Genomic DNA, 14042 nt, shown 5'->3' with positions numbered 1-14042 from the left:
TTGCGGCGATCAAATGACCGGCCGAAAAAACCTGAGCGTCGTCAATAACTCGAAAGCTGTTCCGATGGGGAAGGGCCGCCTGCCTGGGACCGTCATGGCAAAGGTCTTGAGGGCGAGGGCTTTGGCTTGCGTCGTGGCCTGTGCCGCGCTGCTCTCGCTCGTCTTTGCGAGTGTGCCCGCGCGCGCCCAGACGGCATTCGACCGGCCCGGCGGCGATTATTTCAATACGCCGGTCACATCGGGTGATCCCGAGGACTGCGCGCTGCTTTGCGAACGCGATCGCCGCTGCCGCGCCTGGAGCTTCGCCTATCCTGATATCGATGGCGCCGCGGCGGTGTGCTGGCTCAAGAATACCGTGCCGCCGCGACAGCCCGCCAATTGCTGCATCTCCGGGGTACGCGGGGCCGGCGTGATCGAGCCGCGCGTCGAGGGCGTCGAGACCTCGATCGACCGCCCCGGCGGCGATTTGCGCAATTTCGAGCTCAAGGAAGGCGAGGGCGAGGACGCCTGCAAGGCCGCCTGTATCGCCGACAACAAGTGTCGCGCCTTCACCTATGCCCGCCCCGGCTACACCGGCCGCGAAGCGCGGTGCTTCCTGAAGAAAGATATCAAGCCGCCGCGGCGGAAGGCCGGGTTCACGTCGGGCGTGGTGAGATAGGCAAGGTACCGTAGGCGGGTTAGCCGTGTGGGCAAAGGCGCACTTGCGCCGTGCCCACCACCTCTCCATGAGTCCGACAGGACGTGGGCACGTCGCGCGAAGATGCGCGCCTTTGCCCATCTATGAGATTTCACTCCGCGGCAATCACCGTCAGCTCCGGCCACAACGCCTTCCATCTCTGAGCTTTCACCGCGTAATTCGCCGCGGAGAAATTCGGACCCGGATTGGGGCGCGCAATCAGGCCTGCGACGTCATCGAAGCCATGCGGCGCGTAGACTTCGAAACCATCACCGGCGCGCCTCACGCCCACTTGCGTGTTCTGCGTCAGGAAACGGTCGATGCCGTCGGTCGAGCGCGACAACGGCGGATAGGGCAGGCCGTGCTTGGCCGGGTACCACAGATGCACGCGGGCCTGGTTGCGGGTCTCGATCTTGACGCCGAGATGATCGAGGCGCGTTTGCAGCTTGCGGATGACGGCGTCCTCCGCGTCCCAGGAGGCATCGGGATCGAAGTAGAAGATGTCGTAATCCGCAATACCGTAATCGACGGCACGGCCCGTGAGCACGTTCCACACCGTCTGCACCAGGCATCCCGAGACCAGCCACGCGTCCGGCAGCGCAAGTCGATGAAGCTCGTCGATGATTGCGGTGTTGACCGGATTTTTCAGGGCGAGGGCGAGAAACTCGTCCTTGCCCATGTCGCGATCCCCTCAGCGCACGGCGGTGAAGAACCGCGCGAGGCGGAAGCCGGAGAGCCAGGTCCAGACCGGCTGGCCGCGCATGCCGAGATCCCAGGAGCCGAGCACGGCATCGGCACGGCCGACCAGATTGTCGACCGGCAAGAGGCCGACGCCGCCGGAGCGCAGCGGCACGCGGCTGTCGGCCGAGTTGTCCCTGTTATCGCCAAGCACGAACAAATGCCCGGCCGGCACCTTCACCTCGGGTGTGTTGTCGAGCGGGCCGTTGTCGCGCATCTTGAAGATCAGATGCGAGACGCCATTCGGCAGCGTCTCGACGTAACGGTAGGCCGGCTCGCTGCCGCCATTGTCGTCCTCGGCGGCGCCAACGCCGTCAGGCTTCAATTCGGCGGGACGGTCGTTGATGAAGAGCTGTCCCTGCCGCATCTGGATGCGGTCGCCGGGCAAGCCGACGACGCGCTTGACCCAGGCCTGTGAGCGGTCGCCGGGCCAGCGGAACACGACGACGTCGCCTTGCTTCGGCATTTCCGCGAAGACACGGCCGGTCTCGGGCAAGTTGATCTGGATCGGCAGCGACGAGGTGCCGTAGCCATAAGGGAATTTCGAGGCGAGCAGCGCATCGCCGATCAGCAGCGTCGGCTCCATCGAGCCCGACGGCACGTAGAACGGCTCGGCCAGCGCACCCTTGGCGATGAACACCGCGGCGACGATGCCGGCAAGCTGCATCAACTGCCCGGCCCAGCCGGAGCTCTTCCGCTTCGGAGCGGCCGTTACCTTCTCAACGCTCATGCGCCCGTTCCACCCACCGTAATGCGTTCCATCAGAAGCGACGGCTGGCCGACGCCGACTGGCACGCCCTGGCCGTTCTTGCCGCAGGTGCCGATGCCGGTATCGAGCGCCAGATCGTTGCCGATCATGCGGATGCGATGCAGGTCGGTCGGCCCGTTGCCGATCAGCATGGCTCCCTTCAGCGGCGCGCCCAGCTTGCCGTTCTCGATCTTGTAGGCCTCGGTGCACTGGAACACGTATTTGCCCGAGGTGATGTCGACCTGGCCGCCGCCGAAATTCGCGGCAAACACGCCGTTCTTCACCGACGCGAGAATCTCGGCCGGGTCGCGGTCGCCCGCGAGCATGTAGGTGTTGGTCATGCGCGGCATGGGCACATGGGCATAGCCCTGGCGGCGGCCGTTGCCGGTCGGCTTCATGTTCATCAGCCGCGCGTTCTGGCGGTCCTGCATGTAGCCGACCAGGATGCCGTCCTCGATCAGCACGGTGCGGTTGGTCGGCGTGCCCTCGTCGTCGATCGACAGCGAGCCCCGCCGCGAGGCGATGGTGCCGTCATCGACCACGGTGACGCCCTTGGCCGCGACCTGCTGGCCCATCAGGCCCGCAAAAGCAGAGGTCTTCTTGCGATTGAAGTCGCCTTCGAGGCCGTGGCCGACTGCCTCGTGCAGCATCACGCCGGGCCAGCCGGCGCCGAGCACGACGTCCATCTCGCCGGCGGGGGCGGGAATCGATTCCAGATTGACCAGGGCCTCGCGCAGTGCGCCGTCGGCGGCATCGCGCCAGGATTTGGTCTCAATGAATTCGGCATAGCCGGCGCGGCCGCCATAGCCCTTGCTGCCGCTCTCCTGGCGGTCGCCTTGCCCTGCGACGACGGAGATGTTGACGCGCACCAGCGGGCGCACGTCGCGATAGCTCTCGCCGTCGGGCCGCAGGATCTCGACCACCTGCCAGGTCGCGCCCAGGCTGACGCTGACCTGCCGCACCCGCGGATCCTTGTCGCGCAGGTAAGCGTCGATCTCGGCCAGCAGCTTGACCTTGGTCTCGAAGCCGGGGGCATCGAGCGGGTTTTCATCGCCATAGAGGCGCACATTGGTGTGCGGAGGCGGCGCGGCAAAGCTGCCGGAATAGCCGCCGCGCACGGCCGCGACCGCATCGGCGGCGCGAATCAGCGCCGGCAGCGACACATCGGAGGAGTGGGCGTAGCCCACGGCATCATCCTTGACCGCGCGTAAGCCAAAACCTTGCGAGGTGTCGTAGGTCGCCTGCTTGAGCCGTCCATTGTCGAACATCAGCGCTTCGGTCTGGCTGTATTCCAGGAACAATTCGCCGTCGTCGGCACCGGAGAGCCCGCGCGCGACCTCGTTGCGAACCTGGTCGCGATCGAGATTGGCGCGGTCGAGCAGGGAGGTTGTGGCAGGGTTGGTCATGCGTCCGTCCATTATCGGTCGATGTGAGGCAAGATAATGGTTTCGAGTTGGTTCCGCGAGGGCGCGCAGCGTCACATTACGGAAACAATAGGTTCGACGGGCTCACCCTACGGCAGCTTGTCGTACCCCTCGCCGAGCCCGTTCAGGCTGAGCGGGAAGCCGATGCCTTCTTCCGGCGTCTCGAAGATGATGAAGGTCGCGGTCTTGGCGCTGCGGAGCTGGCCGAGCAGCTTGTCGTCCATGACGACCTCGGCGACGCAGCCATTGGGCAGGCAGCGCACGAAGCCGGCGCGGCCGACGTCCTGGTTGTCGAGCTTCAGCCCGAGGCCGGAGGGCAGCAGCACGCCTAAGGGGGCCACCACGCGCATCAGGCGGCTCTTCTGGTCGGCGGTCTTGAGCACGATCACGGTGAGGCCGGCATTGGAGCGGTCTTCGGCCACCACGCTCTGGATCAGGGCGCATTGCTCGGCCTGGGCGCCCGGCGGAGTATCGCAACGGATCTGCCAGTCGCCATGAACGGAGCGCACCGCGCCCTGCGCATGGGCAGCGCTTGATAGGAAAAGGCCGGGAAGGGACAGGAAAAGGACGACCGCCACGAGGCGGATCAGCGTCGTGAAACGGTCAGCCGGCCATACAACCGATCTTGGAGCCGATCTTGCCATGCATCTCGAAAGCCCCATGGGGGTCGGTCCCTCTGCTCGCTCGGGTCGCTCGCGCTGGTGGACTGATACGGGAATGACGGCGTCTTGAAGGCAATTCACAAGCAAATTCCGCGCCGCCTTGGCCGCCATTGCCGCCACGAATCAGGTTCCTGCACGGCCCTGCGCCTGTGCCTACAGCGGGCAATTCGGCTGTCAAGCCGCGGCCTCCCGGGAAACGGTATTTTTGTCTGATGTTACTAGGAAATATCTTGCGGGTGATGGCTGACAGAGGGGCCTCAAGACTGCATTGCGATAGATCAAGAATTATGGTTTGAGAGGCTTGATTTCGGCGTTCTAGCGATCTGGCCCCAATTCCTCCTAGAGGTATTCTTGCGGCGGTTTGTCAGACGGGCGGATCGAATAAGCGTTCCCCAAAAATAGGGGAATGCACTTGGGGTGATTTCGTTAGGGGAGCGCGAACGGCATGAAGATGTCGATGGGCCGGGTGGGCCGGCACTTGCTGGGATTGGCCGTGGCGGGTCTGACGCTGGCGACGGGCGGTGCGGCATTTGCCGAGCTTGGGCAGCCCGAGCCGTGGGAATGGCACCTTCAGGGTTCCGGCTCCCCGGTGATGGACAACATCGTCTGGTTCCACAACTTCTTGTCCGTGCTGATCATCCTGATCACGCTATTCGTGCTGGCGCTGCTGGTGATCGTGGTGATGAAGTTCAACGCGAGGGCCAATCCGGTGCCGTCGCGGACCACCCACAACACGCTGATCGAGGTGGTGTGGACCCTGGTGCCGGTGCTGATCCTGGTCGGCATCGCGGTGCCGTCGTTCCGCCTCCTGTTCCTCGAGCTCGACGTGCCGAAGGCGGATCTGACCGTGAAGGCGACCGGCAAACAGTGGTACTGGTCCTACGCCTATCCTGATAACGGCAAGTTCGAGTTCGACTCGCTGCTGGCCCAGGACAAGCAACCCCGCCTGCTCGGCGTCGACAACGAGATGGTGGTGCCGGTCAACAAGGTGATTCGTGTTCAGGTCACCGGTGCCGACGTCATCCACGCGTTCGCGCTGCCGGCGTTCGGCGTCAAGATCGACGCCATCCCGGGCCGGCTGAACGAGACCTGGTTCAAGGCCACCAAGACCGGCATGTTCTACGGCCAGTGCTCGGAGCTTTGCGGCAAGGACCACGCCTTCATGCCGATCGCCATTCGCGTGGTGAACGACCAGGAGTTCGCCTCCTGGGTCGATGCGGCGAAGAAGAAATTTGCGAGCGGCGGCACCAGCACCTTCGCCTCCGCAGCCGGTCCGACGCAGTAAGCGCCGGGCGGACGGCTCAACCGGACTGAACGCGACATAAAGGGCGGGACCTCCATAGGTCCGAATGGGACGCAAGGCAGGATTTGAAAATGGCAACGAGCGCAGCGGCACACGGCGATCACGCGCACCATGACGAGCACGCCCATCCGACCGGATGGCGTCGCTACGTCTATTCGACCAACCACAAGGACATCGGCACGATGTACCTGATCTTCGCGGTCATCGCGGGCATCATCGGTGCCGCGATGTCGATCGCGATCCGTGCCGAGTTGATGTTTCCGGGCGTGCAGATATTCCACGAAACGCACACCTATAACGTCTTCGTGACCTCGCACGGCCTGATCATGATCTTCTTCATGGTCATGCCCGCGATGATCGGCGGCTTCGGCAACTGGTTCGTGCCGCTGATGATCGGCGCGCCCGACATGGCGTTCCCGCGCATGAACAACATCTCGTTCTGGCTGCTCCCGGCCTCCTTCGCGCTGCTGCTGCTGTCGAGCTTCGTCGAGGGCGAGCCCGGTGCCAACGGCGTCGGCGCCGGCTGGACCATGTACGCGCCGCTGTCGACCACGGGCCACCCGGGTCCGGCCGTCGACTTCGCGATCCTGTCGTTGCACCTGGCCGGTGCCTCCTCGATCCTCGGCGCCATCAACTTCATCACCACGATCTTCAATATGCGCGCGCCGGGCATGACCCTGCACAAGATGCCGCTGTTCGTGTGGTCGATCCTGGTGACGGTGTTCCTGCTGCTGCTGTCGCTGCCGGTCCTCGCCGGCGCGATCACCATGCTGCTCACCGACCGCAATTTCGGCACAACGTTCTTCTCGCCTGACGGCGGCGGCGATCCCGTGCTGTTCCAGCACCTGTTCTGGTTCTTCGGTCACCCCGAGGTGTACATCCTGATCCTGCCCGGCTTCGGCATGATCAGCCAGATCGTCTCGACCTTCTCGCGCAAGCCCGTGTTCGGCTATCTCGGCATGGCCTACGCCATGGTCGCGATCGGCGGCATCGGCTTCGTGGTGTGGGCGCACCACATGTACACGGTCGGCATGTCCTCGGCGACGCAGGCCTACTTCGTCGCCGCCACCATGGTGATCGCGGTGCCCACGGGCGTGAAGATCTTCTCCTGGATCGCCACGATGTGGGGCGGCTCGATCGAATTCCGCGCCCCGATGATCTGGGCCGTCGGCTTCATCTTCCTGTTCACGGTCGGCGGCGTCACCGGCGTCGTGCTGGCGAACGCCGGCGTCGACCGCGTGCTGCAGGAGACCTATTACGTCGTCGCGCACTTCCACTACGTGCTGTCGCTCGGTGCGGTGTTCGCGATCTTCGCCGGCTGGTACTACTGGTTCCCGAAGATGACGGGCTACATGTACAACGAGACGCTGGCGAAAGCGCATTTCTGGGTCACCTTCATCGGCGTCAATCTGGTGTTCTTCCCGCAGCACTTCCTCGGCCTGTCGGGCATGCCGCGCCGCTATGTCGACTATCCGGATGCGTTCGCCGGCTGGAATCTGATCTCCTCGATCGGCTCCTACATCTCCGGCTTCGGCGTGCTGATCTTCCTCTACTGCGTGCTCGACGCCTTCATGAAGAAGGTCCCGGCGGGCGACAATCCCTGGGGCGCCGGCGCCACCACGCTGGAATGGACGCTGCCCTCGCCGCCGCCCTTCCACCAGTTCGAAGTGCTGCCCCGCGTGCAGTAAGCAACACGACTCCCGCGGCGCCCGCGACGGGCGCCGCGGCTCTGCAACGAAACGAGCAGGTTTAAGTGTCCGTCCTCGATCAGAATGCCATCGACATCAATCCCCGCATCTCCGAGGCGGAGGTTGGTGACTACCTCGCGCTGCTCAAGCCGCGGGTGATGTCGCTCGTGATCTTCACCGCGCTGGTCGGGATGGCGATGGCGCCGGGACATTTCCACTGGGTGCTCGCCATCACCTCGCTGCTCTGCATCGCCGTCGGCGCCGGCGCCTCCGGCGCGCTCAACATGGCGCTCGAGGGCGATATCGACGCCAAGATGTCGCGCACCGCGAACCGCCCGATCCCGCGTGGCCGCATCACCCGGCCCGAGGCGATGACGTTCGGGATGACGCTCGCCTTCTTCTCGGTGATGACCCTCGGCATCCTCGTCAACTGGATCGCGGGCGCACTGCTCGCCTTCACCATCTTCTTCTACGTCGTCATCTATACGATGGGCCTGAAGCGCTGGACCGCGCAGAACATCGTGATCGGCGGCGCCGCCGGCGCCTTGCCGCCGGTGGTGGCCTGGGCGTCCGTCACGGGCACGGTCGATGTCGAGCCGCTGCTGCTCTTCGCCATCATCTTCTTCTGGACGCCGCCGCACTTCTGGGCGCTGGCGCTGTTCCGTTCCGACGACTATGCCCGCGCCGGCATTCCGATGCTGCCCAATGTCGCCGGCCCGGACGCGACCCGCCTGCAGATACTGCTCTACACCATCGTGCTGATCGCGGTGGCCGCAGCGCCCTGGGCGCTCGGCTATTTCGACGCCGTCTACGGCATCGTCTCGCTGATCCTCGGCGCCGGCATGCTGGTGCTCGCCATCAACGTCTACTTCCGCCGCGAGCGCAGCCAGTCGCTGCGCGCAACGCGAAAGCTGTTCGCCTTCTCGATCCTGTACCTGTTCGCGCTGTTCGCGACCTTGCTGGCCGAGGTCGTATTCCCTGTGCTTGCTCGGATGGTAGGGGGCGCATGATCACGGCGATGGCTGACAAACCCGAGCCAGATGGAATCGTCCTCACCGAGGCGCAGAAGAAGAGCCGTCGTCAGCGCTCCATTGCCATTGCTTTGGCGCTCGGTGTGCTCGTCGTCCTTTTCTTCGCCGTCACCATGGTCAAGGGACCGGCGGTTCTCGTTCGGCCGCTGTAGGGGCAGATGGATCAGAAGCCGACCATATCGCAGCATCAGAGCCGAACGGCCGGCAAGGGTCGGGGCCTCGGCCGCGATGTGCTGGTCGCCTCGATCTGCGGCGGCGTGGTCGCATTGATGGTCGGAGCGTCCTACGCGGCGGTGCCGTTCTACAACTGGTTCTGCCGCGCCACCGGCTTCAACGGCACCACGCAGGTCGCGACCTCCGCGCCCGCCAGTGGCCCGATCGCACGCAAGATCGCGGTGCGGTTCGATTCCAACGTCGCCCCCGGCCTGCCCTGGAAGTTCGAGCCGGAGCAGACCGAGGTCGAGGTCAATATCGGCCAGGTCACCACCATCTATTACACCGTGACCAACCAGGCCGCGCGCACCACCTCAGGGCAGGCGGCCTACAATGTCGCGCCGCTGACGGTCGGGTCGTATTTCCAGAAGATCAACTGCTTCTGCTTCACCGAGCAGACCATGGCGCCCGGCGAGAAGCGCGAGATGCCCGTGGTGTTCTACGTCGATCCGTCGATCGTCGGCGACCACGACAATGACGGGCTCAGCACCATCACGCTGTCCTACACGTTCTATCCGGTGAAGGATCCGGTGGTGAAGCCGCTCGCATCCGGTGATGACAACAAGCGCAAGGGAAATCTCCAGCCGCCGGGTTGACGCTTCGGAGGTTGGACCAAGGGGATAAGTGCCGGACAGGCACGGGATTGAGGAGACAGACCGCAATGGCTACCGCGCAAGGCAAGCATCACGACTACCATCTGGTCGATCCGTCTCCGTGGCCGGCGGTCGGCTCGGTCTCCGCCTTCGTCATGGCGGTCGGTGCGATCTCCTGGATGCACCACATGTTCTCCGCCGCGCCGATCGTGTTCGGTATCGGCACCGTCGGCGTGCTCTACACCATGGCGAGCTGGTGGGGCGACGTGATCAAGGAAGCCCAGTACAAGGGCGACCACACCCGCGTCGTGCAGCTGCATCACCGCTACGGCATGATCCTGTTCATCGCCTCCGAGGTGATGTTCTTCGTCGCCTGGTTCTGGGCCTATTTCAACGCCGCGCTGTTTCCGGCCGACGCCGTCCACGCCACCCGTGACGCGGTGTTCGGTTGCGGTCTCGGCACGGCGGCCGGCGCCTGCGCGGTGCCGGGCACCTGGCCGCCCCATGGTATCGAAACCTTCGATCCCTGGCATCTGCCGCTGCTCAACACGCTGATCCTGCTCACCTCGGGCACCACGGTCACCTGGGCGCACCACGCCCTGCTCGAGAACGATCGCCAGGGCCTGAAATATGGCCTGATCCTCACCATCCTGCTGGGCGCGACCTTCACCTGCGTGCAGGCCTACGAATACAGCCACGCGGCGTTCTCCTTCGCCGGCAACGTCTACGGCGCGACCTTCTTCATGGCGACCGGCTTCCACGGTTTTCACGTGCTGGTCGGCACCGTATTCCTGATCGTGTGCCTGGCGCGCGCCTATGCCGGCCACTTCACGCCGAAGCAGCACCTCGGCTTCGAGTTCGCCGCCTGGTACTGGCATTTCGTCGACGTGGTCTGGCTTTTCCTGTTCCTCTGCATCTATGTCTGGGGACACGGTGCCGAGACCATGGCCCACGGCGCGCACTGAGCCGGGACGGATCGATTCTAGCAAAGGGCGGCCGCCGGGCCGCCCTTTCGTTGTCCAGCGGCCGGAGTTTGGGCCGAAATTGTGATAGGCTTGCGTGTGATGAACGACACTGCCGACACCCCGGAGGCCCAGCCCACCGTCCTGCAAAGCGCGCTGCGCGGGCTCGCCTGCAAATGCCCGCGCTGCGGTGAGGGCAAGCTCTATGCGGGCTTCCTGACGCTGGCGCCTTCCTGCAGCCGTTGCGGCCTCGACTACGCCTTCATCGATGCCGGCGATGGTCCGGCGATCTTCATCATCATGCTGGCCGGAGCGATCGTGGTCGGCTGCGCGCTCGTCGTCGAGGTCAAGTATCAGCCGCCATTCTGGCTGCATGCGGTGCTGTGGCTGCCGCTAATCCTCGCCACCACGCTCCTGCCGCTGCGCTCGATGAAGTCGCTTCTGATCGCGCTGCAATTCCATCACAAGGCAGCACCCGGCCGGTTGATCGACCGCGCGAAATGAACGAGACGTCCCGCAAGCCCGGCGTCGCCGGCTTCATGTTGTTCACACTTTTGCTGACCGCGGCTTTCGTCGCGCTCGGAATCTGGCAATTGCAGCGCCGTTCCGCCAAGCACGAGCTGATCGCAGCGCTCACCGAGCGCCTCGCGGCAGCACCCATTGCGCTGCCGCCTTCGGAGCAATGGCCCGCGCTGACGCCTGCGCGCGATGAGTTTCGCCGCGTCAGCTTCACCGCGACCTATGCGCCCCTGCCGGATGCCATGGTCTATTCCTCCGGCTCCGCGGTGCGCAGGGATGCATCCACGCCCGGCACCTGGGCCTTCCTGCCGGCGCGACTGCCGAGCGGCGAGATCGTGGTGATCGATGCGGGCTTCGTCGAGAACACGATGCAGGACCGCGGCGTCGAGGATCGCGCGGTGCAGAAGCTCGTCACGGGCGAGCCGCTGTCGCTCACCGGCTATCTGCGCTTTCCGGAGGCGCCAGGCTGGCTGACGCCAGCGGAGAACCGCGACAAGCGGCTCTGGTTCGTGCGCGATCATCGGGCAATCGCAAGTGCGCTTCATTGGGGTGCGGTTGCGCCGTTCTATATCGATCTGGAGCAGCCGGTGCCTGCGAACGGCATCCCGCGTCCGGGGCCGCTCGATGTGCATCTGAAGGACGATCATCTCCAATACGCCATCACCTGGTTCACGCTCGCCGGCGCCGTGCTCATCGCCTTTGCCGTGTGGGTGAGAGGACGGCGCCAGAGCGGCGCGAGCCCGTAGGTTCCCGGTGGGAACCCGGTATCGTCCGGTCTATATTATTCAGCGCTTATTCACGAGGGTGGTCCTAATCCGCCTTCAGGTTCTTTCCGCGGCAAACAGGATTGCTGGCGTTGAGCGATTTCGATCAGATGGGACTTGTTATTGATTGGGTGGATGCCTGCCGCAAGGGCGACCTCGCGATGCTACTCGACCTCTATGCCGACGACGCCAAGCTGGAATGCACGTGCAACGGCACGCAGATTTATCGCGGCCGGGGCGAACTCGAAACCTATTGGGGACCGAAGCTCAGCGCCTTTTCCTCGGCGGGTTTCGGCCTGGAGGAAATCCACCCGGCACAGAGCGGCATCGATCTCGAATATTCCGTTGCGGGTGCGCTGCGCATCCGCGCCTCGTTCCGCTTCAGTGCGGAAGGCAAGATCCACAGCACGCTGTGCGAACCGGCGCAGCAGGGTTCGCACGATTGCTGTGCGTGTTAATCTACCTCGGCTCGGCCCCTGATCTCCCCGCGGGGAAGGCGGCAGCGCACATAGGTGCGTTGGTCCGCACGCAGCAATGACAGTGAACCGCTGAGCGCGCGCACGCGCTCGTGCATGCCGGTCAGGCCGCGGCCGAAGACATTGTCGGCGGGAAAGCCGCCGCCGTCATCGGAGACTTCGATGGTGAGCGCATCGCCTGACGTCGCCGCCTCCACATGGGCATTCCTCGCTCCGGCGTGTCGCAGCACATTGGTCAACGCCTCCTGGATCACACGATAGACGGTCTGGGCCAACGGCCCTCTGATCCCGTTGAGATCAGGATCGATCGTTGCGGTGAGGCCGATATGCGGGGCCTGCGCGCGAAAATTGCGCAGCAGCGTCTGCACGCTGGCCTCGAGCCCCAGTTCCTCGATGTAGAGTGGCCGCAACCGGTCGAGGATGCGGCGATTGGTCTGCTGGAGCGCCTCGATGGACCGCATCACCTCCTGCACGGAGTTGCCGAGATGTCCGGTCTGCGGCGAGGCTTCGCTCAATGCGATCGTGCCGGCACGGATGCTGAACAGCAACGGGCCAAGCTCGTCATGCAGCTCGCGGGCGAGATCGTGCCGCTCATCATCCTGGAGCGACACCAGGCGATGCAACAGGTCGCGATTGTGCTGGCTCAATTGCGCGAGCGTTGCGGCGAGGGCATTGGCTTCCTTGCAGCTCTGCCGGATTTCCGGCGGCCCCGCGACCGGGATCGGCGTCGCATAATCGCCGCGTTGTATGCGCGTCAGGCCTGCGCCGAGATCTTGCAGCGGTTGCAGCGTCGATCTTGCGAACAGATAGGCGATCGCGCCGGTCAACGCCATCAGCACCGCGACGAGGCCCATCAGGGCCAAAAAACCGACCCATTTCTCGAACAGGTCGGCCGACAGGTCGGGCCTGAACACGAGGTCGCCAACGCGCCTGCCGTCGATCATCACAGGCGATGCTGCATCGATATCCGGGATGGCGATCAGGTCCACGAACCATTGCGGGACGCCATGCGCGCCGTGCAGGCCGTCCCGGACGGAAGGCGCGGGACCCGCCTCCGCTGGATGGAATTGGATATCGGAGGAGGTGCCCAAAGATTTGACAAATGCGTCGAGCATCTTGCTCGGATTGTCTGACGCGCTCAGGGCGCTGTTGAGTGCGACCGCGATGGTCTGAGCCGAGCGTCGACCAGGCTCGTTCTCGTCGGCCAGCTGGCCGGCCGCGAAGGTCTGGAGCAGCACGCCGCCCATGACCAGCGCAGCGACGAAGCTCACGCCGAGTGGAAGGAATAACTGGGTCCTGAATGGAAGTCGTTGCCACATTAGGACAATTCTAACGCGTATTGGCGGGATTCTCTCTTTCCATTTGTTCCCGCCGGTCTATGACTTGCCAAAACACGAGAGTACGAATGCAAGATACAACCAAGCTGGCGACCCGGGTCCTCATCGTCGACGACCACCCCGTTGTGCTGTCAGGTTGTCGCACCCTGTTTGCCTCCGATCATTCGATTCGGATCGACGAAGCGAACGACGCCAAATCCGGACACAAGGCCTATATCAGCAAGCGGCCGGACGTCACGGTCATCGACATCAGCCTGCCAGACGTCTCGGGCTTCGAGCTGATGCGCCGGATCCGCAAGGACGATCCGGGCGCCAAGATCATCATGTTCAGCATGAATGAAGATCCGGCCTTCGTGGTGCGCGCGGTGGAGCTCGGGGCGCAGGGCTATGTCTCCAAGGGCGACGATCCCCGGATCCTGCTCAAGGCCGTGCGCAAGGTGGTCGCCGGCGACAATTTCATCTCGCCGCAGCTGGCGGAGGCGGTAACCTTCTCGGGCGCCGCGATCAAGGCGAATCCGGCCTCGCAGATGACGCCACGGGAGCTCGAAATTCTCCGCCTGCTCGGGCGCGGCCACAAGATCGTCGAAGTCGCCGAGGCGCTCGGTATCTCCTACAAGACCGTCGCCAACACCACCTCCCTGCTCAAGCAGAAGCTGGGGGCCAAGAACCATTCCGACCTGATCCGGATCGCGGTGGAAATCGGGATGAACTCACCCGTTAGGGGCTGAGGCAATGATGCCGCGCGCCCGGCGACGCTCGCGGGCACCGCGCCGGGGCCTACCGGGAAAAACCGGAACATTTGGCGCCGCGCGCCGTTTTCTCCTTGACGATTTCGTGACAGGAAACGATAGCTCGAACCAGCGATTTTCGGGGCAGGCGCCCCAGCGACGAAACCGGGTCTGCACACA

At 64.4% G+C, this 14042-nt stretch carries 16 protein-coding genes; 11 read left to right on the top strand and 5 right to left on the bottom strand.

What is annotated here, in order from left to right; translation table 11 throughout:
* Positions 1–64: 64 nt before the first annotated feature.
* Positions 65–658, top strand: coding sequence for a PAN domain-containing protein (locus tag ACNJX9_RS37680; RefSeq protein ID WP_057746804.1), 594 nt, complete (start codon positions 65–67; stop codon positions 656–658).
* 130 nt (positions 659–788) lie between these two features.
* Here the strand turns inward: ACNJX9_RS37680 and ACNJX9_RS37675 are convergent, their stop codons facing one another.
* The 4 genes from ACNJX9_RS37675 to ACNJX9_RS37660 all read right to left on the bottom strand — a co-directional run bounded on the left by ACNJX9_RS37675 (position 789) and on the right by ACNJX9_RS37660 (position 4248).
* Positions 789–1355 carry a nucleotidyltransferase family protein gene (locus ACNJX9_RS37675; protein WP_057746031.1) on the bottom strand — a complete coding sequence of 189 codons (567 nt, stop codon included), beginning with the start codon at positions 1353–1355 and terminating at the stop codon, positions 789–791.
* A gap of 12 nt (positions 1356–1367) precedes the next feature.
* Entirely contained in the window at positions 1368–2144 is a 777-nt protein-coding gene (gene lepB, locus ACNJX9_RS37670; protein ID WP_057746034.1) for a signal peptidase I, read from the bottom strand.
* On the bottom strand, positions 2141–3568 hold the full coding sequence (tldD, locus tag ACNJX9_RS37665) for a metalloprotease TldD (protein WP_057746808.1): 1428 nt from the start codon (positions 3566–3568) through the stop codon (positions 2141–2143). The genes lepB and tldD overlap by 4 nt, the downstream gene beginning before the upstream one ends.
* A gap of 107 nt (positions 3569–3675) precedes the next feature.
* On the bottom strand, positions 3676–4248 hold the full coding sequence (locus ACNJX9_RS37660) for an invasion associated locus B family protein (RefSeq protein ID WP_057746811.1): 573 nt from the start codon (positions 4246–4248) through the stop codon (positions 3676–3678).
* Positions 4249–4693: 445 nt separating this feature from the next.
* Between ACNJX9_RS37660 and coxB the strand changes: the two genes are divergently transcribed.
* From coxB to ACNJX9_RS37615, 9 genes are all read left to right on the top strand, one after another.
* Positions 4694–5533 carry a cytochrome c oxidase subunit II gene (gene coxB, locus ACNJX9_RS37655; protein WP_057746038.1) on the top strand — a complete coding sequence of 280 codons (840 nt, stop codon included), beginning with the start codon at positions 4694–4696 and terminating at the stop codon, positions 5531–5533.
* Between the two features lie 89 nt (positions 5534–5622).
* Positions 5623–7239, top strand: coding sequence for a cytochrome c oxidase subunit I (ctaD, locus tag ACNJX9_RS37650; RefSeq protein ID WP_057746042.1), 1617 nt, complete (start codon positions 5623–5625; stop codon positions 7237–7239).
* A gap of 65 nt (positions 7240–7304) precedes the next feature.
* Positions 7305–8249 carry a heme o synthase gene (locus ACNJX9_RS37645; protein WP_057746045.1) on the top strand — a complete coding sequence of 315 codons (945 nt, stop codon included), beginning with the start codon at positions 7305–7307 and terminating at the stop codon, positions 8247–8249.
* Positions 8246–8422, top strand: a complete 177-nt coding sequence (locus ACNJX9_RS37640; protein ID WP_057746048.1) for a hypothetical protein — start codon at positions 8246–8248, stop codon at positions 8420–8422. The genes ACNJX9_RS37645 and ACNJX9_RS37640 overlap by 4 nt, the downstream gene beginning before the upstream one ends.
* 6 nt (positions 8423–8428) lie before the next feature.
* Complete coding sequence (locus ACNJX9_RS37635) at positions 8429–9079, top strand: cytochrome c oxidase assembly protein (RefSeq protein WP_057746051.1); 651 nt, start codon at positions 8429–8431, stop codon at positions 9077–9079.
* Between the two features lie 65 nt (positions 9080–9144).
* Positions 9145–10041 carry a cytochrome c oxidase subunit 3 gene (locus ACNJX9_RS37630; RefSeq protein ID WP_439407133.1) on the top strand — a complete coding sequence of 299 codons (897 nt, stop codon included), beginning with the start codon at positions 9145–9147 and terminating at the stop codon, positions 10039–10041.
* A 99-nt stretch (positions 10042–10140) separates the two neighbouring features.
* A complete protein-coding gene (locus ACNJX9_RS37625) occupies positions 10141–10542 on the top strand; it encodes a DUF983 domain-containing protein (RefSeq protein ID WP_057746057.1) in 402 nt (133 codons plus the stop codon).
* On the top strand, positions 10539–11303 hold the full coding sequence (locus ACNJX9_RS37620; RefSeq protein ID WP_439407132.1) for an SURF1 family protein: 765 nt from the start codon (positions 10539–10541) through the stop codon (positions 11301–11303). The genes ACNJX9_RS37625 and ACNJX9_RS37620 overlap by 4 nt, the downstream gene beginning before the upstream one ends.
* Before the next feature lie 110 nt (positions 11304–11413).
* On the top strand, positions 11414–11779 hold the full coding sequence (locus tag ACNJX9_RS37615; RefSeq protein WP_057746063.1) for a nuclear transport factor 2 family protein: 366 nt from the start codon (positions 11414–11416) through the stop codon (positions 11777–11779).
* Here the strand turns inward: ACNJX9_RS37615 and ACNJX9_RS37610 are convergent.
* Positions 11776–13116 (bottom strand): histidine kinase, encoded by a 1341-nt coding sequence (locus ACNJX9_RS37610; RefSeq protein ID WP_439407130.1) that lies wholly within the window; start codon positions 13114–13116, stop codon positions 11776–11778. The two genes, ACNJX9_RS37615 and ACNJX9_RS37610, sit on opposite strands and share 4 nt — an antisense overlap.
* Positions 13117–13202: 86 nt before the next feature.
* On the opposite strand from ACNJX9_RS37610, the gene ACNJX9_RS37605 reads away from it, so the two are divergent.
* The gene (locus tag ACNJX9_RS37605) at positions 13203–13862 is read left to right on the top strand and encodes a response regulator transcription factor (RefSeq protein ID WP_057746069.1); all 660 of its coding nucleotides are present in this window, start codon (positions 13203–13205) and stop codon (positions 13860–13862) included.
* Positions 13863–14042: the final 180 nt, after the last annotated feature.

The sequence above is a fragment of the Bradyrhizobium sp. BLXBL-03 genome, from assembly GCF_051853015.1.
GTDB classification, from domain to species: Bacteria; Pseudomonadota; Alphaproteobacteria; order Rhizobiales; family Xanthobacteraceae; genus Bradyrhizobium; species Bradyrhizobium manausense.
This window is presented reverse-complemented; position numbering and strand designations above follow the sequence as displayed.